The sequence below is a fragment of the Paenibacillus puerhi genome, assembly GCF_009846885.1.
GTDB classification, from domain to species: Bacteria; Bacillota; Bacilli; order Paenibacillales; family NBRC-103111; genus Paenibacillus_G; species Paenibacillus_G puerhi.
The window spans coordinates 182,380-206,706 of sequence record NZ_WUWM01000001.1 but is presented as its reverse complement, the minus strand read 5'-3'; the positions used below and the strand labels follow the sequence as shown (position 1 = coordinate 206,706).

Genomic DNA, 24,327 nt, shown 5'->3' with positions numbered 1-24,327 from the left:
ACTTCCTTTATTTTAGCAAAATTACTTGCAAAACACCAATGAGGGAAACGGCCCTTAACGGAGTTTCTCCCAAAGCGGGCGTGCGTATAAGTGGAAATCCGAGCCCAAGCGAATAGCCCCACATAGTGGGGCCCAAGCTTTGATACCTATTCTTATAGGATTCGGGTCCCATCTGCCCACACGCTCTACTCGCGTGCGTCAGCGTGCAGAATAGTTACCGACGCAGGCGCCGTTCCCTCCGTGGTCAGCAGTTCATGTTCCGTCAACTCTGCAAATTGTAGTCCGAGCGCATGCTGCAGCGCTTCTTCGATGGAATCGACAGGTATGACCTCCAGGCCGTTCAGACCGGCGAATATTTCCTGCCAATTCTCTCTAGGAATAATCACCTTCGTAGCCCCGGCTTGAAAGGCCGCCTCGACCTTGGCGATCACCCCGCCTACGGGCTTCACCTTGCCGTGTATGCTGATCTCTCCGGTCATCGCAATATGATTATCGACCGGAAGCTGCTTGATGGCCGATGAGATAGCCACCGCCATCGCTACGCCGGCAGACGGCCCATCGATGGGAATCCCGCCCGGAAAGTTAATATGCAGGTCGTAATCGTCAGGCCGCAAATTTTTTCGGCGAAGCACGGTCAGCACATTTTCGACCGAGCCTCGGGCCATGCTTTTGCGTCTTAGCGTCCGGGAGCCCCCGCCCATCTCTTCCTCGTCCACGACGCCGGTGATCGTAAATTGCCCCTTTCCCGGCTGCAGAGCAGGAATGGCGGTTACTTCGATGTCCAGCAGCATACCCATATTCGGCCCGTAGACCGCAAGCCCGTTCACCAGTCCGATTTCGGGGCGGCTTTGAATTTTTTTCTCCGGGCGCGGGGAGATTTGCGAGCTGTTGACGACCCATTCCACATCGGCCGCCGTCAGCTCCCGCCGTTGGTCCGTCAAGGCAAGTCCTGCCGCGAGCTGAATGACATTTACCGCTTCCCGGCCGTTCGTCGCATATTTTTTGACGACTTCCACAGCAGCCGGATTATCGGGAAAGCCGATTTTATGCAAAGCCTTGGAGGCGATCAAGCCGATCTCGTCAGGCAGCAGCGGGCGGAAGAAAATCTCCATGCAGCGCGAGCGGATCGCCGGAGGAAGCTCGGACGGATTCCGCGTTGTCGCTCCGACCAGCCGGAAATCGGCAGGCAAGCCATTCTGAAATACATCATGGATATAACTAGGCACATTGTTGTCTTCCGAGTTGTAATACGCGCTCTCCAGAAAGACCTTCCGGTCCTCCAGCACCTTCAGCAGCTTATTCATCTGATGGGGGTGAAGCTCCCCGATCTCATCGATAAATAAAATTCCCCCGTGCGCTTTCGTCACCGCTCCCGGCTTAGGCTGAGGGATGCCCGCTACTCCCATCGCTCCGGCTCCCTGGTAGATCGGATCATGGACGGAGCCGATCAGCGGGTCGGCAATCCCCCGTTCGTCGAAACGCGCCGTAGTCGCATCGATCTCCGTAAATTTGGCATCCGGCCGAAAGGGGGATTCGGGATTTCTTTTGGCTTCCTCCAATACGACGCGGGCGGCTGCCGTCTTGCCTACGCCCGGCGGGCCATACACGATGACATGCTGCGGATTGGCGCCGCACAAGGATGCCTTCAAGGCACGCAAGCCTTCCTTCTGGCCGACGATGTCGTCCATGGATTGAGGCCTTGTCTTCTCGGCAAGAGGCTTGTTCAAGGAGATCGTCCTGAGCCTGCGGAGCTTCTCCAATTCCTTCTTCGATTCCTTATCCACAGCCGAACGGTTGGTTTGTTGATTGCGCAGCAAATTCCAGAAGTACAAACCGATGACGACGGCAAAAAACAGCTGAATAACCATTAAAACCATACTGATATTCATTTTTTCACCCTCCTGCTTGCCAATTATAATTGGTAGTATTGCCCTCCGCTTACAGCATTAATCCCTTTTACGAACAAACTTTTTCGAAAATGCTAAGGAGTGAGCAAGCAAGGTTTATCCTAATCAGATCCGGGTTTCCCGGGAAAGGATGCTACGATGAATCTACCGTTTCTTCGAGCCTTAATCCGCTTGGCTGCAGCCGTCCTTTTGCTGCTAAGCCTGCCGATGCCCGCTATGGCCAGAACTTTTCCGCAGGACGATCCTTTCTTTCTCCCCGAAATCAAATCCGACCACCCCGCTCTCTCCCATGTAGACGTCGTCATTGACGTGGGGCATGGCGGTATAGACGGAGGAACGTCTTACGGAACTATATTGGAGAAAGATATCAATCTTGCCATCGCCAAGCTCACTTATGAGCAGCTCCGGAAGAATGGGTATCTGGTACTGATGAACCGTACAGCCGACTACGCGCTCAGCGGGGAAAATTTGTGGCTGCGCTCCAAGTCCAGACATATTAAAGATCTGGCCCAGAGGGCTCACCTGGCCAACGAGGTTGACCCGAAGCTGGTCATCAGCTTGCATGTGAATGCCGCCAGACGTTCCTCCTCCCGCGGAGCCCTGATCCTGCATCAAAAAAACGAGCGCAGCAAAGCGCTCGCCTTATCGCTTCAAAGCAGCCTGAACGACATGTACGGCATTCCGAATGCCCCCATCTACGGCCGCACCTACTACTTGCTGAAGTACTCCAAGAGCCCTGCCGTAATTGTGGAGATGGGCTTTCTCACCAATCCGGAGGACCGTGAGCTATTGACGAGCAAGAAGGGTCAGCAGGCTATAGCCGCCCGGATAGCGGAGGGTGTGGCGTCCTATCTGAAAGCTCAAAAGCAGGTGAAGCAGCCCTAACTATCACCTATTACCTCATCATCTCGGAGATCGGCACGAATGCCGCCCCCGATTGCTGAATGACCGGAATGATTCCCTTCAGCACTTCGGCCGTATGGTTGCCGGATGCGCCCACATGGCCGATCACGATGGTCTCCTCGCGGGTATGGGCCAGCTTTTGCAGCTGAACTGCCTGCTTGGCAATATGACTGCGGGTGTGTACATCGTCCATAAACATATGATTGTTGGCGGTAGGCACCCCAAGCTCTGCCGCCAGCTTGCCGACGACGCTTTTGTAATTAGTCCGGCTGTCCAGCATGAACATTCCCTTCTCCTTACAAACCGTCAAGACAATTCTCATGACGCGCTCGTCTGCCGTAGCCTTGGAGCCCATATGATTATTGATGCCGACCGCATAAGGAACATCCTCGATGGCAGCCGTAATGCGCTGGCGCACTTCTTCATCCGATAGCTTGGTCGTGATGGCACCGGGACCGAGCCACTCCGGCCTGCCGTTGAACGGCTCCATCGGCACGTGCACGAGCACCGTCTGCCCCTTCCGGTGCGCCCATTCCGCATCCCGCTTGGTCGTAGGCAGAAACGGCATAACAGCGGCGGCAAAGGGGATCGGCAGCTCCATCATTTGCTCGGTGCCCTTCATATCATTGCCGAAGTCGTCAATGACGAGGGCAACCCGTCTCGTTTCGCCGGACCCCGGGATCTTGAGAGGAGAGGCGGAGGATGCAGCGGGTGCGGCAGCGATGATAACAGCTACCAGCAGCCAGGCTGCGGCCAACAAACCATTCTTTCTACTCATCATCATTCCTCCTTCTTCCTTTCTACTGCTGTATGATTAAAGCGTTCGCCAAATCCAAGCAATGTATGCGCAAGAAATTTGCTGTCTTTGCTTGGGGACAAAAAAAAGACCGCACGTTCTGCTGACAGAACGTGCGGTCTTGAACATTCCCCGTATCGGTATTCTACACACCCGCATGGTGCTTGCGTCCAGGAATCTCCCCGGTACGATCGAAGTGCTCGACGATAATGTCGATCTCCTTCTTCAGCTCGGATAACAGCTCGGCTTCCGGCACCTTGCGGATCATCTCCCCATACCGGAACAGCATGCCTTCGCCGCGGGCTCCGGCAATGCCGATGTCGGCTTCGCGGGCCTCTCCGGGGCCGTTCACCGCGCAGCCCAGCACCGATACCTTGATCGGCACCTTCAGCTTCGAAATGTACTCCTCGACTTCATTGGCGATGGAGAACAGATCGATGTCCAGCCTGCCGCAGGTCGGGCAGGATACGAGTGTAGCCGCATTCGTAATAAGCCCGAATGACTTCAGCAGCTCCCGGCATACTTTGACCTCTTCCACAGGATCGGCGCTGAGCGAGATGCGGATCGTAGAGCCCAATCCCATGCTCAGCAGCGCTCCAAGGCCGGCGGCGCTTTTGACGGTGCCCGAGAACAAGGTGCCCGCCTCGGTGATGCCGAGATGGAGCGGATATTTGAACGCGGCCGCTGCCTTCGTATAAGCTTCGATCGCCATCGGCACATCGGACGCCTTCAGCGAGACGATAATATCGTGGAAGTCCAGCTCCTCCAATATTCCGATATGGTACAAGGCGCTCTCTACCATCGCATCCGGAGTTGGATAGCCGTACTTCTCCAGCAGATGATTCTCAAGCGATCCGGCGTTCACCCCGATCCGGATCGGAATCCCCTTAGCCTTGCAAGCCTGCACGACGGCCTCTACCTTCTCGCGCCGCCCGATATTGCCAGGGTTAATCCTGACCTTATCGATCCCGTTCTCGATCGCCAGCAAGGCCAGCCTGTAGTCAAAGTGAATATCTGCCACAAGCGGAATCGATATCTGCTTCTTGATCTCCTTGATCGCCTCGGCTGCTTCCTTGTTGTTAACCGTCACGCGCACGATTTGGCAGCCGGCCTCTTCCAGACGATGAATCTCCGCCACGGTCGCTTGTACATCAGCCGTCTTCGTCGTACACATGCTCTGAATGATGACCTCGTTGCTCCCACCAATGGTCAAGTTGCCGACTTTCACCGGAACGGTTTCGGTTCTGTGGAACATATTGTTTTCTCTCCCATGATACCAAACATCCCCCGCTCCGCTGGCGGAACTTGCCCATGAAGAAAGGAAGTTCCGTCTGCGAATTGGAGGTGCCCGGTGTTTGTATTCGTGCGCTTACGCGCTTTCTTCTTTTTTCTTGACCGGCGGTGTATCAATTGCCGTAATCGGTGGAGCGATCTTTTCCTGCACCGCACTCTTCGTAACGACGCATTGGGAGGATTCGGTACGCGAAGGCGCTTCGTACATCACTTCGAGCATAATTCCCTCGATGATCGCACGCAGTCCCCGTGCCCCGGTATTCCGCTTGATCGCTTCCTTGGCAATTTCCTCAAGAGCTTCGCCTTCGAAATCCAGACTTACCCCGTCGATTTCCAGCAGCTTCTGATACTGCTTGACGAGTGCATTCTTGGGTTCCGTCAAGATACGGACAAGCGCAGCTTCATCAAGCGGCTCCAGTGTCGAGATGACAGGCAAACGGCCGACGAATTCGGGAATCAGACCGAATTTCAACAAATCCTCCGGCAGCACAAGCGACAAATATTCGCCTGGCTTGAGGTCTGCCTTATGGCCATCGGTGCCGAAGCCAATAACCTTCTTGCCGATCCGGCGCTTGATGATTTGCTCCAGTCCGTCAAAGGCTCCGCCGCAAATAAACAGAATGTTGGTCGTGTCGATCTGGATAAACTCCTGATGAGGATGCTTGCGTCCGCCCTGCGGCGGTACGGAAGCGACCGTGCCTTCAAGAATTTTGAGCAGCGCCTGCTGCACGCCTTCGCCCGATACGTCGCGGGTGATGGACGGGTTCTCGGACTTGCGGGCCACCTTATCGATCTCATCGATATAGATGATGCCGCGCTCGGCCTTCTCCACGTCATAGTCGGCAGCTTGGATCAGCTTGAGCAAAATATTTTCGACGTCTTCGCCGACATAGCCGGCCTCCGTCAAGGACGTGGCATCGGCGATGGCGAACGGCACATTCAGGATTTTGGCAAGCGTCTGCGCAAGCAGCGTTTTGCCGCTTCCCGTTGGACCGACCAGTACGATATTGGACTTCTGCAGCTCGACCTCATCGGTTTTGCTGCTTTGCGAGTTAATCCGCTTGTAGTGGTTATATACGGCCACCGACATCGATTTTTTCGCCTGCTCCTGACCGATGACGTAAGAGTCAAGAATGCCCCGGATTTCCTTAGGCTTCGGCACATCCTTCAGATCGAGTTCTTCCTCGTGACCCAATTCTTCCTCAACGATTTCGGTACAAAGCTCGATGCACTCGTCGCATATATAAACGCCGGGACCGGCGACCAGCTTACGTACCTGCTCCTGCGACTTGCCGCAGAAGGAGCACTTCAGCTGACCTTTCTCATCGTTAAATTTAAACATGGAATCACTCCTTTTCTAAGTCAAATCACTGCGAGTGATAACCGAATCAATGAGGCCGTAAGCTTTCGCCTCTTCAGCGCTCATGAAGTTGTCACGGTCCGTGTCGCGTTCAATTCTTTCGTAGGGCTGACCGGTGCGCTCCACGTAAATTTGATTCAGCTTCTGCTTCGTCTTGATAATCCAATCCGCATGAATTTTGATATCCGACGCTTGCCCCCGGACTCCTCCAAGCGGCTGGTGAATCATAACCTCGCTGTTCGGAAGCGCAAAGCGCTTGCCCTTGGCTCCAGCCGTCAGCAGCAAGGATCCCATACTAGCCGCCATCCCGACGCAAATCGTGGATACGTCCGGCTTAATGAACTGCATTGTATCATATATACCCATACCGGCCGTTACCGAACCGCCCGGAGAGTTAATGTACAAGCTGATATCCTTCTCAGAGTCCTGTGCAGCCAAAAACAGCAACTGAGCGATGATCAGGTTGGCGACGTCATCGTCAATCGCGCTTCCCAGAAAAATAATGCGGTCTTTGAGCAAACGCGAATAGATATCGTAAGATCGCTCGCCCCGACCTTCCTGTTCCACAACCATAGGTACCAGAGTCACATGTCCCAACCCCTTTACTCCAAGAATGCCAAGCAGAAATTTCGCTTACCCCATATTGTAACACGTTTTACTTGCAAAGTCATATCCGAACCGAGCGTCCGCGTCCCGCAAAAATCCGTCCCTTGTCCATCTCCTCCGCAGAGCGGCAAGTGGGTGTAACTCATATGTATGTAGCTTATTTACTTCCAAAACCTATGTCGATGGTGCTTGTCTTGCCCCTGCAAGCAACAGGGTCTTCCTGTCCGCGCATCTCTTCCGCAGCTACAAAACAAAGGCACGCATAAAAATACACGTGCCTTTGTTGTCTATGTCGCGCCGAGCGGCCTGAGACGGTCGCTTAAGCCGTTTTGCTATTGTCTACGAGGAATTTAACGGTTTTGCGCGCAACGACATCCTGCACCAGGGTGCCGAGCGTGCCGTTTTGTGCAAAAATGCTGCGGATTTCTTCGGCGGAGCGGCCGTACATGCCAGCCAGGTTGTTCAGCTCTGCTTCGATATCCTCTTCCGTTGCTTCGATGCTCTCAGCCTTCGCAACCGCTTCAAGAACGAGGTTGTTGCGAACGCGCTTCTCAGCGTCGCCTGCCATTTGAGCCTTCAGATCCTCAGCCGTTTGGCCGGAGAATTGATAGTACATTTGCAGGTTCATGCCTTGCGTGCGCAGACGGTTCTCGAATTCCTTAACCATTTGCTCGGACTCGTCATCTACCATCACTTGTGGAATTTCCACTTGAGCAGCCGCCGCTACCTTCTCTACGACGTCAGCTTCTTTCTTGCGTTCGTTTTCGGATTGCTTGCGCTCGCCGAGCTTGGCGGCAAGATCAGCCTTGTACTCGTCAAGAGTTTCGAATTCGCTGACGTCTTTGGCGAACTCATCGTCCAGAGCAGGCAGATTTTTACGCTTGATGTCATGCAGCTTGATCTTGAATACGGCTTCCTTGCCTTTGAGCTCTTCCGCATGGTAGTTCTCCGGGAAGGTAACCGTTACATCCTTCTCGCCGTCCTTGGCCAGGCCTACGACCTGCTCCTCGAACCCAGGGATAAAGCTGCCGGAACCAAGCTCCAGCGAATAACGCTCGGCTTGTCCGCCTTCAAACGCTTCGCCATCGACAAAGCCTTCGAAATCGATCACAACGACGTCGCCGTTCTGGGCTTCGCCTTCTTCTACCGGAACAAGCTCGGCGTGACGCTTCTGCAGGCGCTCCAGTTCCGCTGCGATCTCTTCCTCGGACACGCTGACGTCGCCGGCTTCGAGCTCGATGCCTTTGTACTCGCCCAGCTCGACTTCAGGCTTTACGACTACCTTGGCTTTGAACTTCAGGTTCTGGCCCTTGGCGAATTGCTCGACGTCCACTTCAGGACGGTCCACCGGCACGATACCGGTCTCTTGTACGGCTGCTACATAAGCATCCGGTACGATGATGTCGAGGGCGTCCTGATACAAGCTTTCTACGCCAAATTTCGATTCGAAAATAGAACGGGGCACTTTGCCTTTACGGAAGCCCGGTACGTTAACCTTAGCCACGACTTTCTTGAATGCCTTGTCCAGAGCGGCAGCTACTTGCTCCGCGTCCACTTCGATATCAAGAACTCCCACGTTCTTCTCTATTTTTTCCCAACTTGCTTTCATTTTATGCCTTCCCCTCCAAAAATGGTCCATGATCGTTTCACGTCCTGGCTGCCTAGTTCCGCTATCCGGACAAGCCCGCCAATATAACCACTATATTATACCCATAATGTCCGTGGTTTTCAAGGGTGATGCCTTCGCTAGATCAAGAAGCTTTTATACGGTGCGGCCAAACACCGCTGAAGCGAATTGCTGCATGATGCGATACGCTTGCTCCCACTGGAAAATCAGAGCGGAAGTAATGCCATACAGCTCCAGCAGCTCTTCCTTGTCGCCACCTTCGAACACCCTCTCCAGCAGCGTAAGATGAAGCGCGGCGGCCCATACGTCCACGCAAGCCTCCTCCTGACGAAGCATCTGCCGGTAGGCGGAGGTGCCGTAGATATAAGCGAGAAACTCATTCCAGGTCTGCGCGGCAAAATAGGACAGCGCCGGGTGCTTGATTTCGCTAATCTCCTGCACGCGGGCGATGATCTCTTGGATCTGCGAAGGGAACCGGTCAAAATCCGCCGGCGTATCCTCGATATCGCAAACGATGCTTTCGCCGTTTCTATGTAAGGTGACCGAGCCGGCCACGCCTCTTTTTTTGAGCGTTTGGAGCGTTTTGAACTGAATCAGCGGATGAAGCTCCTCCTCATGGAGCCAGCCGGTCAGGGCTGCGTCGATCCCGTCATGTTCCAGAAAGGCAAGCTGGTCAAGGGCGAGCAGCAGCTTATCGGGCGCCTGCTGGGTACGGATGGTCTCCAGAAGCCGTTCGGCATACGCTCCGCTGCTCTCCCCCTTGGCGTGGAGATGATGGCGCAGCAGCCCTTCCTCGGAATCTTCCTCGTCGTCCTCGGCAAGCTGTACGGCCGTCAAGTCCGGAAACATCATCCGCATCCAATCCAGCAGCGACTGCCACTCTTCCCGCGCCGTGTTGTCGTCCGTCTGGCAGCCCAGCAGAAAAACAAGCAGCTGCATCGCGTCGGAGTACCGCTCCGCCTCGAGCAGCCGGGTTAGCTCGTATTGGTAATATTCAACGGTTTTCGGAAATAAGATCACATTGTCATGTGGCAGCGAGCTCATGGTAACACCACCGCCTTTCCTTCAGGACTCTTTGACAGCAGTGTACCGGAAATGAATGGCGAAAGCAAAATTTCTCTCCCCATGCGTTGCCCATGCGATGGTTAATTTCCGCCGCAAGCTTCCGGTACAAACAAGACGGGCGGCCGAGGAGCAATCCCCGGCCGCCCGTCTTATCGTCAGCGGCTATTCCATCTTCATCGCAGCCTGAATCAGCTGCGCTTTAATATTGGGATTCTCGTCGATAAAAGCGTACATGCGATCGACGGAATCTTTATTTTTCAAATAATCGCGTTCATTGCGAATCATCTCATGCGACCATTCGAGCAGTGCTTTCTCGGCTGCGCCCAGGCGGTTCAAAGCCGTATGCAGGCCCGTATCCTCCACTAAGCGCTCCATGACTTCCTGGTCGACTTTACCAAGCTTCTTGGTCGTAGCAAGCTTCTTCTCGAATTCACTGTTCGCGGCCTGGAATAGCGCTTTCGCCTCTTTGTATTCCTTCTGTTGTTCGGACATCGTTTTCTTCATCGTGACGGCCACCTTTCTTGTTGATCCCCTTCAGTCACCAAGTCTCGTCTTAAGCTATAGGTTGGGACAAAAGCGCCCCTTTCTATGCACGGAGTAGTCGTTCAAATAAGTCCCCGATCGATCACGGAATAATCCGCGAGGTCGCTGACGCGTTGACTTTTGAACTCGCCCTTATGGGACGACCGGGAGCTTCCAATATTTCTATTGCTTTTAGTGTAGCTTGTCCGCGTCCGTTTGTCCAATTTTTCCCGATCATTTTACATGGTAAAGGCAGGGCTTGGACAGACATGAGATGCCCCGGCCGCGCATAATCTTAATCATCTCGCGCCTCGCCTGGAACAGGCAGGACCAGCCGTCATTTATGAGACCAGAGAGGATGAAGACCTATGTGTGGCATTACGGGGTGGATGGATTGGAACCGGGATTTAACCCAGCACCCGTCCATTTTAATTAACATGACGGACACCTTGTCGCTGCGCGGACCGGACGCTTCGGGCACATGGATTACGCCTCGCTGCGCACTCGGACACCGCAGACTGAGCGTCATGGATCCGGCCAACGGCGCTCAGCCGATGACCCGCAAGTATGGCGATAACACATTCGCCATCGTATATAACGGAGAGCTGTACAATGCACCGGAGCTGAAGAAGGAGCTGGAGAGCCGGGGACATCGGTTCGCGACCACATGCGATACGGAGGTGCTGCTGGTCTCCTTTGTCGAGTGGGGGCGCGCCTGCGTTGACCGACTGAACGGCATCTTTGCCTTCGCCGTTTGGAATGACGAGGAGCAGACGCTGTTTCTCGCCAGAGACCGGCTGGGCGTGAAGCCTCTTTTTTATTCCTATACCCCCGGCCGTCTGCTGTTCGGCTCCGAGCCGAAGGCGATCCTGGCTCATCCTGATTTTCCCGCGCAAATTACCGGCGAAGGGCTTGCCGAAATATTCGCAGTCGGGCCCGCACGCACGCCCGGTCAAGGTATATACAAAAATATGAGCGAGCTGAAACCCGGTCATGCGATGGTCATGGATGCAGGAGGCATCCGGATCAGCCCGTATTGGCGACTGGAGAGCAAGCCGCACGAGGATGATGTGGAGAGCACGGCCGCCCGGGTCCATGATCTGTTGAAGGACACCGTCATTCGGCAGCTCGCCTCGGACGTCCCGATCTGCACCTTGCTGTCGGGAGGACTCGATTCCAGCGCGCTGACCTCCTTTGCCGCCGCCTATTTCAAGGAGCAGGGCCTGGGGCCGCTGCATACGTATTCAGTCGACTATGTGGACAATGACAAGCATTTCAAGGCAAACGCTTTTCAACCGAACTCCGACGCACCCTGGATCCAGCGGATGACGGATTACCTGGGGACGGTTCATCACGCCAAGGAATTCGACACTCCCGAGCTGGTGGAATCGCTGAAAACCGCCGTGTTTGCCCGAGATACGCCGGGGATGGCCGATGTTGACGGCTCCTTGTACCTGTTCTGCCGCGAAATTAAAAAAGAGGCCACCGTTGCGCTGTCCGGCGAAGCCGCCGACGAAATATTCGGGGGCTATCCCTGGTTTCACCGGGACGACGCATTGAATGCCGATACTTTCCCTTGGTCGCTGGCTACGCCGGAGCGGGTGGCGCTGCTCTCGCCGGAGTTCGTAGATTGGGTGAAGCCCGCCCAATACGTGCAGGAGCGCTACCGCCAGGCGTTATCCGAGGTACCGCGCCTGACTGGAGAGAACCAGAGGCAGAACCGGATGCGGGAGATGTCTTATCTGAATATCACCCGCTTCATGCCCACGCTGCTGGACCGCAAGGATAGGATGAGCATGGCCGTAGGACTTGAAGTGCGGGTCCCGTTCTGCGATCACCGGCTGGTGGAGTATGTCTGGAACATCCCCTGGGAGATCAAGACGGCCGGGGACCGGGAGAAAGGCATCCTGCGGAAGGCTTTGCGCGGCGTCCTGCCGGAGGACGTGCTGACGCGCAAGAAAAGCCCGTACCCGAAAACACATAATCCGAACTACCTTGCGGCCGTCCGCAGCTGGGTACTTGATATTCTGGATGATCCGTCGTCGCCCTTGCTGCAGTTCATCGACGTAAAGAAAATCCGGGAGCTGGCCGCAAGCGACAACGGCCAATTTAACCTGCCCTGGTTCGGTCAACTGATGACAGGCCCGCAGCTCTTCGCCTATCTGGGGCAGGTCGATACCTGGCTGCGCCATTACAAGGTATCGATCCGCTGACCTGCTGTCCTGCCAAGCGAAAAAGCGGAATCGGCTACAGTCCGATTCCGCTTTTTCGCTTGAGCCCCGAGAGCAAGCTAATGCCGCGGGTCTTCCTCCAGCGCGGCCCAAAGCTTGCGGAGCGCCTGGCCCCGGTGACTGACGGCGTTCTTCTCCTCCATCGTCAGCTCGGCCATCGTGCGCCCAAGCTCAGGTACATAGAATAGCGGGTCATAGCCGAACCCGCCTTCTCCCCGCCGCTCGCTGATGACGGCGCCCGGGCATTCGCCCTGAACCTCGGCGATCGGCTCGCCGGCCGCATCGACGAAGGCTATGGCACATATGAACTGGGCGGCGCTAAGCTGAACAGGGCCGCCTTGTTCTCCGGCGCGGCCTTCGGCACCAAGCCCCTGTCCGGACTGCGCGGGCAGCGGGCCCAGCTTGCTCAGCTCATCGAGCAGCTTGCGGTTGTTAGCCTCGTCGTTCGCCGGCTCCCCGGCGTAGCGCGCGGAATATACCCCTGGCGCCCCGCCTAGGCGGTCCACGGCAAGACCCGAATCATCCGCGATCACGGGTACGCCGAGCAGACGCGCCACCGCTCTTGCCTTGATCAGCGCATTCGCGGCAAAGCTATCCCCATCCTCGGGAATATCGGGAATATCGGGATAATCCCTGAGACTGCGGACGGCCGTCCCATCCTCTCCGAACATCGCCTCAAATTCCTTGACCTTGCCGGCGTTTTTAGTCGCGATGACGACCTGTGCAGGTCTAAGCTCGTGCAGACGCATGCGAATTTCCCCTGATCCGGTCAGCGATGGGCCCAAGCGCCTTCACCTGTTCCCCAATCATCGTACGTATGCCCGACTCGGCCAGGGCAAGCAGCGAATCCAGCTCTTCGCGTGAAAAAGGCGCGTCCTCGCCGGTCCCTTGCACTTCGACGAATTTGCCCGTTCCGGTCATCACCACGTTCATATCAACCTTGGCCTTCGAATCTTCCTCATAGTTCAAATCCAGACAAGCCGCTTCCTGCACAATGCCGACACTGATCGATCCCAGAAAATCGTTAATCGGAAACCGGCTCAAGTTTTTCTCCCGGGCTACTTTATCCATGGCGATCGCCATCGCGACAAACGCGCCGGTAATGGAAGTCGTGCGCGTGCCTCCATCCGCCTGGATCACATCGCAATCCAGCGTGATCGAACGCTCGCCCAGCGCCTCCAGGCTGACTACGGAGCGCAAAGCCCGTCCGATCAGTCTTTGAATCTCCATCGTCCGGCCGCCAAGCTTCCCTTTGGCCGACTCCCTCTGGTTGCGCACCGAAGTGGCGCGGGGCAGCATCGAATACTCGGCTGTCACCCACCCCTTGCCCTGTCCTTTCATAAAAGGAGGTACCCTCTCCTCGACGGTTGCCGTGCAAATGACTTTGGTCTCCCCTACTTCAATCAGGACGGAACCTTCCGCATGCTTCGTATAATTCGTAGTGATGGTGACTGGTCTGGCTTGATCGGCACTTCTCCCGTCGCTTCTCATGTGATTCGTTCGTCCTCCTTTATTCATCCGTAACTCATTGTACCAAAGGCATGGGGGAATGCCAAACGTGCCAGGAAGGCCCGAAGGGGAAGAATAAGCCGCTGCAGATCCATGCCTTCAGACCCGGGACGCCCCGATTGTCCGGCTGTTTGTCCAGACGAAGAAAGGACCTGCGCTCCGGGCCAGGTCCTTCCTCCTTCCATCGCATGCAGCGTCGCCCGTGCAGGCCTATAGCTTGCCAGGGTTCACCATCGAAGGGCGGGCGACGGGCTTCGCATAGCTCTGATTGTCCGTAGCATTGACTTTGGCATCGCCATTCACCAGTATTTGCACCCTTTTATCGCTGCCCATATTTTCGGTGATCGACAAGACGACGGACTTGAGCGCTTCAGCCGGCGCCCGCAGGTCCTCGCCCAGCATGTTATCGGAGAAATTAACGGTAATCACGTCCTCCGAGCTGGTTACATTCAGCAGTTCACTGCCTGCGTGCAATACGGCGGCCAGCCCCTTGCTCTCATCGGGGCCTGCGATCAGCTGCTGAATCACGGCCTCCGGCACTTGATCCGTCCGTTTAATTAAGCGGGTAACCGGCACATAATATTGAAAGTCCTCCTGATTGCGGTTCAGGAAATAAAGCGTCACCGGCGTGGCCTGCCCGTACTCTACACTTTCGGGCTTCTCCAGATTGATGCCCATCGCGCGGGTCAGCGGCTCGTCAAGCGGAGTTCCGCCTACCGGCATTTCCTTGATGTCCGCGCCCTCGACGCGAATCTGCACCTTCTCGACGGTCGGATAGCCGGTCAGCGTCCAGGCGACCGCCTCCAATATTTTGCGCTCGTCCTGCACATTATAATCATTGAACGCCGCGGAGAAGTCGACAATCGCCAGCTTCTGATCCGCTATAATATTGATGCCCTTAACCTGGGTTCCCTTGGGCAGCAGGGACGTAAAGCCCGCAGGCATCCGGCCCTCCGCCGGTCCGCCGTCCACCATGTATTCCAGCGCTTTCTTCGCCGTATCCACCGCCTTCTCAATCCGGAAGGTTACCGGAGCGACGTAGCCGAGCTCATCCTTCGCGTACACGGTCAGCTGCATCGGATTGGCCAGTTCGGATACGCCGGCATGACCGCTGGTCGCTTTGGCTTCCACACCGCCCTGGGGAGGATCGATTTGCAGCGACTGTTCCTTCGTATCCAGCAGGGAGCAGCCTGTCGTCATAACCATGATCAGGCCGGTAACGGCGGCCCACCGGATCGGCTTATTCGGTTTCATATGCTTGTTCCTCCTTGGTTTGGAAAGTTGTCCGTTTACTTTTATGTATACGGGAGGAAGGAGGGTTTATGACTGCTGTTTGTCCATTTTGAAAAAGAAACTAATTTGGTTCTCCAGTTGGATACCACCTTGATTTTTCCAGTACCAAAAGCCTATAATTAAAGAAGTGTTTTTCCAATAAGAGGTGATTTCAATGGAAATCCGTCTGCAGGATTCTTTCCCCGACCAGGTGTACCGAGCCGTCGCTCAGCAATCGCCTGACTGGCTGTGGATCTTCGACGCCGCCGGCATCCCGATCGGCGTGTCCCCCGCGCACCAAGCCGGCCAATCCTTGTACCAATTCGTCTACGAACACGACCTCCGAGTCTTGCAGGAGGCTTGCCGCGCGCTTCTGCGCGAGCGGCGTCCCTTCTTCCTCATCTTCCAAGGCGTTATGCCTGACGGTTCCCGCATCTGGCTAGAATCCAGAGGATACCCGGTGCAGACGGAGGAGGATGATGACCTCCTGGCCGCTGTGTCGGCCAGAGACATCACCTTATACAAGCAGCAGGAAGAAAGGCTGACGCGTCTGGCTTACTACGATGCGCTGACCGGCCTGCCCAATCGAAGGTTATTCCAAGACCGGTTCATGCAAGCGATGCACATCGCAAGGCGGTATCATCATAAACTCGGCATTCTCTACCTGGATCTGGACGATTTCAAGCGGATTAACGATATGTACGGCCACTCTGTAGGCGACGAGCTGCTTGCTGCCGCCTCCTCCCGCCTATCCCATTCCATTCGCGAGCCCGATACGGTATGCCGCATGGGCGGAGACGAATTTGTCGTATTGGTTCAGCAGTTCGAGCATCCGGAGGATGTTGTCAAAATCGGCCGGAGGATCAGCGAAGCGCTCGGACAGCCCTTCGATATCGGCGGACATCAGATTCGAATTTCTAGCAGTATCGGAGCCGCGCTTTACCCCGTGGACGGGCTGGACGGAGAATCGCTTCTCCAAAGCGCGGATCATGCCATGTACGCATCCAAACAGCTGGGCAAAAACCAATTCCGGTTCTTTGCGAACCCGGAAGGAGGACGAGTATGAAGTACAGTCTGAATAGCAAGAAAGTAGCCGAAGCCGCTCATGAATGGCTGGCCAATCGTGGGGTGAGGCTCGAGGATATCGCCGACATTACACATACGCTCCAACAGGATTATTACGAATCGCTGACGTTCGAGGAATGCCTCGCAAGCGTCGAGCAGGTGATGTCCAAGCGGGAAGTGCAGAACGCCATCCTGACCGGCATTCAGTTGGACCTGCTTGCCGAGGAAGGCAAGCTCCTTTCGCCGCTGCAGGAGATGATCGAGCATGACGAAGGGCTTTACGGCTGCGATGAGATTCTCGCCTTATCCATCGTCAACGTATACGGGAGTATCGGTCTGACAAACTTCGGCTACATCGACAAGCTGAAGCCCGGCATCGTCAATATGCTTAACGACAAGTCGGGACCCCGCAAGCACACGTTCCTCGACGATATCGTAGGGGCGATCGCCGCTTCTGCCAGCAGCCGCATCGCGCACCGGAAGCAGGAAGAGATCGAGAACAAGGGGCTCGTCCCTCCTGCCCCATAAGCTCCCGGGAGCCCTCTCCCGGCATGCTGCATAAACGGCCAACACGCGGACAGCTTCGTCCGCGTGTTGGCCGTTTGTCATGTGAGTTTAAGGTCCGGCTGGCCTTACAAGCCGCTGCCCGCGCTGACTGAGGATGCTTCTTACTTAAGCGGCTCAAGCGATTCTGCAATGGACTCGAGATCGGACGCGGACAGCTTCTGAAGCGACCGGAGCGCCACATACGTCTCTTCTACTTTAAGATACAGAGCGGGCTTGCCGTCTTCCGTCACCAGCTTGCCGCTCCCGATCTTGAGCTGCGCCGGTTTCTCGGCTTCCGCCTTGCCGGAGGGCTTCAACTCCTTCGCGGATTGGGTTAGCTCCATATTCAGATATTGAATGGTAAAGGCATCGCCCATTCCCTGAATCTGCGAAACCCGGTCATCCTGCGCGCCCTGCTTTGGAACGTAGACCGTCTTCAAGCCTTGAGCTTTAGCCAAGTCCAGTACCGTTTTCTTGTACATATTCGACAGCTCCAACGGGGCCAGCTTGACCGGTTCAGCGGGCTGCCCGGTTGGCCCGCCGGGAGCGCTGCCTCCTGACGGGACTTGCCCGTTAGGGGCCTGCTCGGAAGGAGGCGTCTGCGCTTCTCCGGCAGGCGGCTGCCCGCTCTCTCCGGTCGAGGCGGCCGGCGGCGTCGCCGGAGCAGGTTCCGTTGCCTGCGGTGCGTTTTTGGAGCAGGCTGATGCGATCGTTGCGGAAGCTAGCAGCACGGCCATAGCGCCCATCAGCTTTCGCTTCCAGTTCGGTGCTGATAAGGTTGTCATAAAGCTCCACCTCCGGCTATATGTGCGTTCACATTCAACTGAATGTCGGCTCGAGACCAGGAGCCGCGCCACCTGTCGGCGCTCCAATAACCAGGGAATTGCGCGCGGGTCGCTTCCCCCCACCCCAGCGGGTCTACGCCCATCTGCTGCAGACGGCCGATCAGGGCCTGCGCCCGGAGCTTCAGCCGCTCTTCATAAAGAGCAGCAGCCTGCTTATCCATTTCTCCCGGTACGGAGGAGCGGCCGTTGACGCGCAAATCAATACTCAGGAGCGGGCGCCTCCAGCTGCCGTTCGAAGCGACACCGGTGCGGCAAGAAACACCAAGCAGCCCTTCTTCCCTGAGCGCCGGTCCCTGCTCTCCTTCCGGCTGTTCCGACAATAGCGGGTCTTGCAGATCAGCTCCCCCACGCAGGCAAGCCAGGACCCGGCTCTCTTCCACGGTCAGGCGCCCGACAAGTCCTTGTTTCTTAAACAGAAGCGTCTCTATTGAAACAGGGTAATTTTTTCCATCCCGTGCAGCCGGCATCCCGGCAGGGAGTAAGGGCAGCGCCTGATCAGCTTCATAATCCGGTCTCATCTCGCGGAGGGAATCCCGAACGGACGCATGCTTCCCGATCGCATACCGCCCGATGATCGCCGCATCGGGCCGCCGGACGAACGCCTCGGCTGTACCCGATGCGATGGCGACGGCCGGCCGGCTGCCCTCGCGGAGTCCAAGGCGGCGCAGCTCGGTGACCCAAGCGGCGGGGAAGCCGTGCCGGGTAACCCAGCTTTCGCCGATTACGACAAGCTGCGGCGCCTGCTTGCTGAGCCAGGGCAGCGCTGCCGCATCGGAGAGAGCGACGAAGGAACGGGACTCCACGGCTTGTGCCCCAAGCGGCTGCCAGCCGCCCGTGCTGCCGCCCGAAGCGCCTTTGAAGGCAGTGATGCGAATCCCTCCCGCCCCCTCGTCTATTCCTGCGACCGTAAGACCTCCTCCGTCTCTTTGAAAAAGCGGCTCCTTCGTCTCCGCGGCCGAACAGCCCGAACAGACCAAAGATACAAGGAGCAGCAGCCCGGACACGGGTCGCCACGCGCGGTTCGCTTGCATGCTGTGCATGTTGCCTCCTCCTTAGCTCCATCAGACCGATTTCAATTTCCTGTGAATTCCTACTATTTCCATTCGAAGCGCCGATTATGCACACGCCAAAAAGCGCCGTCAACGGGGTTGTCCCGCTAACGGCGCGATTAAAGCCCGCACCTTCCCTAGTCTAGATCATGCTTGACGTACCGGATAATCCCTTCATGCTCCACAGAGGATAGCTGTCCCGCTTTCTGAAGCCAGACCAGATGAGCCAGCGTCTCAGCCAGACCAAACCGAAGCTGATGCACGCTGAGCCGGTCCCCGAACATCGCTCTGCATACCGCGTAAGCCGTCATCGGCTCAGACAGCAAGGCCTTCATCGCAGCCAGTCGCTCGTCGTGATGTCCGATCAGTTCCTTGGCCCGCTCGGTCAAGCGAGTAAACGGCTCCCGGTGACCCGGATAAGCCATGCCCACCTCATACCGGGATATCGTCTCCAGGCTCTCCAGGAAGCTGGCAAGCGGATTCTCGTCGATGCCACCCGGCAGATAGCTTACGTTAGGCGAGATTTGCGGCAGCACATGATCGCCGCAGAACATCGCCTTGGTCTCCGGCTGATAGAAGCAAAGATGGCCCGCTGCATGCCCCGGGGTATGAATAGCGCGGTACATCCTGCTCCCGAGCGGGATCTCCTCCCCTTCTTCCATCGTCGTAACCTCCGGCTGCGGCGACACGGCCGGAACAAAGCCGTCCATATGCTCCCGCATGGGAGCCTCAAGGTCTTCCGGCAGCCCATGGAGGCGGAACAGCGCCAGCATCCGCTCGGTGAGCGGAGTTCCTGCTCCCCAGAGCAGACGGGCCTGCTCCAGACCAAGCCTGGACAGCAGCACCGGCGCATCGGCCAGCTCCTGCAACCAGCCGGCCAGTCCGTAATGATCCGGATGGTGATGCGTCAAGACGATCCGCTCGATCCGCCTCGGCTCCAGACTAAGCTCCGCGAAGACGGATGTCCATACCTGCTCGGCCTCTTGCGTCCTAAGTCCGGGATCGATAATGGTCCAGCCTGTCGGTCCTTCCAGCACGTAGGCATTCACCCAGCGGAGCGGAAACGGCAGCGGTACCTTGATCTGGTAGGCATCCGGATGCCTAATGATCACCTCTTGCCGCACAGGCCGGGAGTTATTCATGATCGGCCTTCCCCCTTCGTCCAACGAAAATCATCCGCTTCGAATCGGCTGGAGAATAGTCCGAAGCATCGTATCCGCCATACACGGCGTCCACCGCCAAGCCCGCCCTCTCCAGCATACTCCGGAATGACTCCAGTCCGATCAGCTTCACTCTCTCCTCATAGACGCGCGAGTCTGCCGATCCTTCTTCCTGCAGTACGATCGTTTTGCAGACGTATCCGTCCTTGATCCTGCGGGTCTCCTCGATACGGAGTCCTTCCTCCACTCGCACGGAATGGGGAACAAGATGGCTGCGGACATAGTCCGGATTCAGAAAATCAATGATGAACCGCCCTTCGCTGCTCAGCAGCCGCCGGATTTCGCCAAGTACCCGCTCATGATCCTGATCGTCCTCGAAATAGCCGAAGGACGTAAACAGGTTGACGACGGCATCGAAGGGACCCTCAAGGGGAACCTGGCGCATGTCGCCCCGCACCCACGTGACTTCTCCGCGCTTATCCAGCTTACGCGCCTCCGTCAGCAGCACCTCCGACAGATCGACGCCTGTCACATGAAACCCGAAGCCGGTAAGCGCCATCGAATGCCGCCCCATGCCGCAGCACAGATCCAGCACCTCCGAGCCCTCCGGCAGCTCCAGCCACTCCATCATGCGTCTTACTTCCTCATACGCTCCCTGCATATCGCGATGCTTATAGACGATCAGATAATCGTCCCCGAAACTTTTAGTATACCAATCCGACATACGATTCTCTGCTCCTTTGGGTTCGAACAAACTACCCTTTATACTACCAGATAGCCGATTGGAAAATCTATGGTTAAGCCTCCTCCGCTGTAGTATAATGGATGCTTGAACAATGCCCTGTCTACAATGGAGGAATTCCTATGGACCGATTACGAATCGAACAGCTGATCAACGGACGCAAAGCTAAAGAAATATATGAGCATATCCGCAAGCATGGGGTCGTATCGAAGATTGAGCTGCTTGAGCGAAGCGGGCTGACCGGAAGTACGCTCACCCGAACGCTGGAGGAGCTGACGGCGCAGGGCTTCATAGCCGAGGCCGGCTTCGGAGAGTCGACAGGCGGACGAAGGCCTATTCTTTATACGATCAATTCCGATTATGCCTATGTGTTCGGATTGGATATATCTCGAATGCACTCCAAGCTGATGCTTTTCGACCTGCAAATGAACCCCCTCGAGGCGAAGCGCTGGGCCATGGACGAGCGGATGACGCCGCAGGTGCTGCTCGGGGAAATCGCCGCCGAAGCGGAAGCCATGCTGGCCCGCCGTCAACTCGACGTCTCTCAGGTGCTCGGCATCGGGATCGGCGCGGTCGGACCGCTGGACCGGAGTACGGGCGTGCTGCTCGAGCCGCTTCACTTCCCCGCCCCCGGCTGGACCCAGGTGCCTCTTACCGCGTGGCTGGAAGAGCGCCTTGGCATCCCCTGCATGCTGGATAATGGCGCCAACACCGCGCTGATCGCCGAATCCTGGTCGGTGCGGGAGCGGGATTACCGCCATCTGCTGTACGTGCATGTGGGCGTAGGTCTCCGGTCGGCCATGATGACGGGAGGGCAGGTCGTCTATGGCGCCGTCGATATGGAGGGCTCGCTCGGCCAAATGATTATTCAGACGGACGGCCATCGTTTGTGGGGACAGGGCAATTACGGTGCGCTGGAATCCTATGTCTCCATCCATTCCCTTGAGCAGCAGGCGCAGACCCGTCTGAAGCAGGGACGCGACAGCCTCCTGCTGCGTCTGGAGCCGGACCCGGATCTTATTCAGTTTGCTCATCTTCAACAGGCGCTGCAGGAGAATGACCCGCTTACCGTGGAGCTGTTTACGCAAGCGGCCACCTATTTCGGAATCGGTCTGGCGAATTTGCTGAACATTCTCCATCCCGAGAAGGTCATTCTGGGCGGGGCTCTGATCAGCAGTCACCCGGGATTTTTCCATACGGCCACCAAGACGGCGATACAGCGGGCCTACTACTATCCCAAGTATCAGGTCGTCTTCAGCCAAGGCTCGCTTGGCGAGGACGCTCTGGCTGCCGGGGCCGCCCTGATGGTCATAAACCGGCTGACCCTGCTGTAGGCCGGACAGCTTCACAAATCCGAAACATGACACCGCTTAAAGTCAAACAGGCTGCTTCGAAATCTCCTCCCGGAAATTTCGAAACAGCCCTTGGTTAGTCCAGCATAATCTACCCCGGCTCTCGTTAAGCCGTCGCTTCGTCCTCCGCCGGATCCGCTCCTCCATGCAGCTCCTGGAACAGCTGTACCAGCCGTCCATGCTTGCGCAGCGACTTCTCGTGGATCAGATTCAGCTTGCCGTTGTCCAGCAGGCCGAACCGTTCCACCAAGTGCTCATTGCCATGAGACCAATCGAAGCCCTCAAAAATGTTCAGGCAGGCCGTCCAGTTCTTCGTGTACTGTCCATCGGTGAACAGGTAGCGGTGAGCGAACAGCGCGATACTCTCCTGCATAGCGCGAGCGGAAGAGCTGTATTGCGGCAGTCCCGGCTGCTCAGGCATAAGCGGAAGCAGGGTCGTATAAAATTGATGCAGCATCTCGATATAAGCGCTCGGATCCTTCTTGATTCTGCGGGCGAGCTCGTAGGACGGCTGCATCTTGCCGGTAAACAGCATAGTCGCTGCCGAGTACAGCCAGCTGAACGACGTAAAGTTCTTGTTGTACGCAGTGAGGTTCGCCCGGCGCTCTACGCCTGCCCCCTTCAGGAACACGTTGTGATCGACCACCTGCTGAATCACCAGATTTAGCGGATCGATCGAGTCGAACGAATGGCCAAGCTCTTTGCTGACAAGCTGAACCTTCGAGTTGATGTCTCCGAACAGCTGCTTTTCTTCTTCCTCGCTAAGTCCGATATAGATCTGCACCGCAAGCTCGCTCTCCATCAGCTCCAAGCGGCGGCGCTCCAGCGCTTCCAGTTGGCCGCTCAGCAGTTCAAGCTCGGTTACCCCTTCTTGATTTTCCGGATTTTTGCGAATCGCAACCTTCAATGACGCCAGCTTACGCTCCAGCCGTCTCGACTCCTTCAGCAGCTGCTCGTTAACGTAGCCAAGCGCCAAAATCCGATGCTGGCCATCCAGTATGCTCAGCTTGGAGCCAGGACGCAAGGCAAGCCCTTCGCTCGATTTCGTCAGGCTGGCGACATCCCGCAGCGACAGCGTCACGGGCCCGAAGAATACACGGTCCAGTTCCCTCTCCTGCAAATAATTCGAAATCTTACGGCGCTGTCCGCTGCTCAGCTTGCGCTGAACCATCGGATCGATAGTCGTATAATTAAGCAGGTCCTGCACCTGAATCGGCATGGTCGCCAAGCCGAAGCGTTCACAGAACGGATGAATCGTCATGTTTAACTTTAAGCCGTCCATTAGCCGACATCCTCCTTCGCATCCAAGTCCTCCGGCAGCTCATCCGCCATATCCGACTCCCGGATCAGGAACAGATGATGCTCCTCGTAGAAGCCTTTGACATACTGGTACGCTTTCATAATACGGGAACGTCTCGGCAAGCGGTCCTTCTCATCCCCGCTATAGATCGCACTCCAGTCCAGATGAGGCAGGATATGAAGCGCATAATCAAGCGCGTACTTATTGAAGCTTCCGCTCTTGGTCGCCTCGCCGTGGAAAAACATCGCCAACGCGATCTGCAGATTCTCCGACCAGCAAAGCTCGCCCTTCTCGGGGGCCGGCAGCAGGCGAAGCAGTCCTTCGAAATAATGCGCAGCCACCTTCATTTTGTCATCGATTTCTTTCTCCTCGAAGTAATACCCATTCCCACGGGAAGCGGATTTGAGCCGCCCTTCGAACAGCCCGATCAGGATTTCGATCAGCAGATGATACGAGAACATGAACTCCGGCCCCTTGCCACGTTCCGTGTACATATCGACCGGAATCCGCTTCATGACCGGAGCTTCGTCCACCAATCGGGTCGCCAGCACATGGTAAAATCTCCGCTGCTCACGCAGAACGGCAAGGTTGCCGCCGATCTTCCGCGGCAGCTTATTGATATCCGAGAACAGCTGACGCTCCTGTCTGGCATTAATGTCAAGGTAGATCATCGTCGACATCGGGAATTGATACAGCTTGCTCAGCTTCTTGCCGATTTCCTCCATCCGGTCATATTCCCGACGGTCCTTGGCCCGAGCCATGGCGCTCTGCAGCGTTTCCATCAAACGTCTGAACGCAGCCAGCCGATGCTGTCCGTCCACCACATACAGCTTCTCGATCGCTTGCAGGCGATAGGCGCCGGATGCCGAGTCATACTCCCCGGCTCCGCGTGCGGATAAGATCAGGCCCGGAAAATAAATGCCTTGCCCATGATCCAGATACAGCATAATGTAATCCATCATTCGCGACAAGTTCTGGGGGACAATGGCTCTCTGTACTTCAAGATCCACTTCATAGATAGCAAACAGCTTGCTCATCGGAAGCGTAGTGGACAATGTAGCTTGCCCGAACGTCCTGGATAGCGCTCCGGGAATTTCGATAAAGGACGAAGCTTTTTGAACAGCTAGCAACTCGGATAGCGATGAGATTTGATCCATGACTTATTGAACTCCTCCTA

23 protein-coding genes are annotated in these 24,327 nt (G+C 56.4%); 6 read left to right on the top strand and 17 right to left on the bottom strand.

The window, feature by feature from the left end; genetic code table 11:
- Positions 1 to 185: 185 nt before the first annotated feature.
- Entirely contained in the window at positions 186 to 1,889 is a 1,704-nt protein-coding gene (gene lonB, locus GSF01_RS00890; RefSeq protein WP_159881129.1) for an ATP-dependent protease LonB, read from the bottom strand.
- A gap of 156 nt (positions 1,890 to 2,045) precedes the next feature.
- Between lonB and GSF01_RS00885 the strand changes: the two genes are divergently transcribed.
- A complete protein-coding gene (locus GSF01_RS00885; protein ID WP_159881128.1) occupies positions 2,046 to 2,792 on the top strand; it encodes an N-acetylmuramoyl-L-alanine amidase family protein in 747 nt (248 codons plus the stop codon).
- A 10-nt stretch (positions 2,793 to 2,802) separates the two neighbouring features.
- Here the strand turns inward: GSF01_RS00885 and GSF01_RS00880 are convergent, their stop codons facing one another.
- From GSF01_RS00880 to GSF01_RS00855, 6 genes are all read right to left on the bottom strand, one after another.
- Positions 2,803 to 3,588, bottom strand: coding sequence for a divergent polysaccharide deacetylase family protein (locus tag GSF01_RS00880; protein ID WP_159881127.1), 786 nt, complete (start codon positions 3,586 to 3,588; stop codon positions 2,803 to 2,805).
- A gap of 163 nt (positions 3,589 to 3,751) precedes the next feature.
- The gene (gene ispG / locus GSF01_RS00875; RefSeq protein ID WP_159881126.1) at positions 3,752 to 4,861 is read right to left on the bottom strand and encodes a flavodoxin-dependent (E)-4-hydroxy-3-methylbut-2-enyl-diphosphate synthase; all 1,110 of its coding nucleotides are present in this window, start codon (positions 4,859 to 4,861) and stop codon (positions 3,752 to 3,754) included.
- Positions 4,862 to 4,975: 114 nt separating this feature from the next.
- Entirely contained in the window at positions 4,976 to 6,241 is a 1,266-nt protein-coding gene (clpX, locus tag GSF01_RS00870) for an ATP-dependent protease ATP-binding subunit ClpX (RefSeq protein ID WP_159881125.1), read from the bottom strand.
- A 15-nt stretch (positions 6,242 to 6,256) separates the two neighbouring features.
- Positions 6,257 to 6,847, bottom strand: a complete 591-nt coding sequence (gene clpP / locus GSF01_RS00865; RefSeq protein WP_159881124.1) for an ATP-dependent Clp endopeptidase proteolytic subunit ClpP — start codon at positions 6,845 to 6,847, stop codon at positions 6,257 to 6,259.
- Between the two features lie 337 nt (positions 6,848 to 7,184).
- The gene (tig, locus tag GSF01_RS00860; protein ID WP_159881123.1) at positions 7,185 to 8,474 is read right to left on the bottom strand and encodes a trigger factor; all 1,290 of its coding nucleotides are present in this window, start codon (positions 8,472 to 8,474) and stop codon (positions 7,185 to 7,187) included.
- A gap of 153 nt (positions 8,475 to 8,627) precedes the next feature.
- A complete protein-coding gene (locus GSF01_RS00855) occupies positions 8,628 to 9,536 on the bottom strand; it encodes a hypothetical protein (RefSeq protein WP_159881122.1) in 909 nt (302 codons plus the stop codon).
- Between the two features lie 55 nt (positions 9,537 to 9,591).
- Between GSF01_RS00855 and GSF01_RS00850 the strand changes: the two genes are divergently transcribed.
- Positions 9,592 to 9,744, top strand: coding sequence for a hypothetical protein (locus tag GSF01_RS00850; protein ID WP_159881121.1), 153 nt, complete (start codon positions 9,592 to 9,594; stop codon positions 9,742 to 9,744).
- Here the strand turns inward: GSF01_RS00850 and GSF01_RS00845 are convergent.
- The gene (locus tag GSF01_RS00845; RefSeq protein WP_159881120.1) at positions 9,720 to 10,061 is read right to left on the bottom strand and encodes a hypothetical protein; all 342 of its coding nucleotides are present in this window, start codon (positions 10,059 to 10,061) and stop codon (positions 9,720 to 9,722) included. The genes GSF01_RS00850 and GSF01_RS00845 overlap by 25 nt on opposite strands.
- Before the next feature lie 386 nt (positions 10,062 to 10,447).
- On the opposite strand from GSF01_RS00845, the gene asnB reads away from it, so the two are divergent.
- Positions 10,448 to 12,292 (top strand): asparagine synthase (glutamine-hydrolyzing), encoded by a 1,845-nt coding sequence (gene asnB / locus GSF01_RS00840; RefSeq protein WP_159881119.1) that lies wholly within the window; start codon positions 10,448 to 10,450, stop codon positions 12,290 to 12,292.
- 77 nt (positions 12,293 to 12,369) lie between these two features.
- On the opposite strand, the gene GSF01_RS00835 is transcribed toward asnB, so the two are convergent.
- The 3 genes from GSF01_RS00835 to GSF01_RS00825 all read right to left on the bottom strand — a co-directional run bounded on the left by GSF01_RS00835 (position 12,370) and on the right by GSF01_RS00825 (position 15,073).
- A complete protein-coding gene (locus tag GSF01_RS00835) occupies positions 12,370 to 13,059 on the bottom strand; it encodes a non-canonical purine NTP pyrophosphatase (protein WP_159881118.1) in 690 nt (229 codons plus the stop codon).
- Complete coding sequence (gene rph, locus GSF01_RS00830) at positions 13,040 to 13,801, bottom strand: ribonuclease PH (RefSeq protein ID WP_159881117.1); 762 nt, start codon at positions 13,799 to 13,801, stop codon at positions 13,040 to 13,042. Before rph ends, GSF01_RS00835 begins: the two co-directional genes overlap by 20 nt.
- A 228-nt stretch (positions 13,802 to 14,029) precedes the next feature.
- Positions 14,030 to 15,073 (bottom strand): GerMN domain-containing protein, encoded by a 1,044-nt coding sequence (locus GSF01_RS00825; RefSeq protein WP_159881116.1) that lies wholly within the window; start codon positions 15,071 to 15,073, stop codon positions 14,030 to 14,032.
- A gap of 193 nt (positions 15,074 to 15,266) precedes the next feature.
- Here GSF01_RS00825 and GSF01_RS00820 point away from each other — a divergent pair, with 193 nt between their 5' ends.
- Complete coding sequence (locus GSF01_RS00820) at positions 15,267 to 16,157, top strand: sensor domain-containing diguanylate cyclase (RefSeq protein ID WP_159881115.1); 891 nt, start codon at positions 15,267 to 15,269, stop codon at positions 16,155 to 16,157.
- Positions 16,154 to 16,684, top strand: coding sequence for a phosphatidylglycerophosphatase A family protein (locus GSF01_RS00815; protein ID WP_159881114.1), 531 nt, complete (start codon positions 16,154 to 16,156; stop codon positions 16,682 to 16,684). Before GSF01_RS00820 ends, GSF01_RS00815 begins: the two co-directional genes overlap by 4 nt.
- A gap of 140 nt (positions 16,685 to 16,824) precedes the next feature.
- Here the strand turns inward: GSF01_RS00815 and GSF01_RS00810 are convergent, their stop codons facing one another.
- From GSF01_RS00810 to GSF01_RS00795, 4 genes are all read right to left on the bottom strand, one after another.
- A complete protein-coding gene (locus GSF01_RS00810) occupies positions 16,825 to 17,487 on the bottom strand; it encodes a superantigen-like protein SSL4 (protein WP_159881113.1) in 663 nt (220 codons plus the stop codon).
- Positions 17,484 to 18,587 (bottom strand): Ger(x)C family spore germination C-terminal domain-containing protein, encoded by a 1,104-nt coding sequence (locus GSF01_RS00805; RefSeq protein ID WP_159881112.1) that lies wholly within the window; start codon positions 18,585 to 18,587, stop codon positions 17,484 to 17,486. The genes GSF01_RS00810 and GSF01_RS00805 overlap by 4 nt, the downstream gene beginning before the upstream one ends.
- A 146-nt stretch (positions 18,588 to 18,733) precedes the next feature.
- Positions 18,734 to 19,738, bottom strand: coding sequence for an MBL fold metallo-hydrolase (locus GSF01_RS00800; protein WP_159881111.1), 1,005 nt, complete (start codon positions 19,736 to 19,738; stop codon positions 18,734 to 18,736).
- Positions 19,731 to 20,480: a class I SAM-dependent methyltransferase gene (locus tag GSF01_RS00795; RefSeq protein ID WP_159881110.1), complete on the bottom strand. Its 750-nt coding sequence runs from the start codon at positions 20,478 to 20,480 to the stop codon at positions 19,731 to 19,733. Before GSF01_RS00795 ends, GSF01_RS00800 begins: the two co-directional genes overlap by 8 nt.
- A gap of 140 nt (positions 20,481 to 20,620) precedes the next feature.
- Between GSF01_RS00795 and GSF01_RS00790 the strand changes: the two genes are divergently transcribed.
- Positions 20,621 to 21,832, top strand: coding sequence for an ROK family transcriptional regulator (locus GSF01_RS00790; RefSeq protein WP_159881109.1), 1,212 nt, complete (start codon positions 20,621 to 20,623; stop codon positions 21,830 to 21,832).
- A gap of 124 nt (positions 21,833 to 21,956) precedes the next feature.
- Here the strand turns inward: GSF01_RS00790 and GSF01_RS00785 are convergent, their stop codons facing one another.
- Complete coding sequence (locus tag GSF01_RS00785) at positions 21,957 to 23,132, bottom strand: DNA sulfur modification protein DndB (RefSeq protein ID WP_159881108.1); 1,176 nt, start codon at positions 23,130 to 23,132, stop codon at positions 21,957 to 21,959.
- Positions 23,132 to 24,307 carry a DNA sulfur modification protein DndB gene (locus GSF01_RS00780; RefSeq protein WP_159881107.1) on the bottom strand — a complete coding sequence of 392 codons (1,176 nt, stop codon included), beginning with the start codon at positions 24,305 to 24,307 and terminating at the stop codon, positions 23,132 to 23,134. The genes GSF01_RS00785 and GSF01_RS00780 overlap by 1 nt, the downstream gene beginning before the upstream one ends.
- Positions 24,308 to 24,327 lie beyond the last annotated feature (20 nt).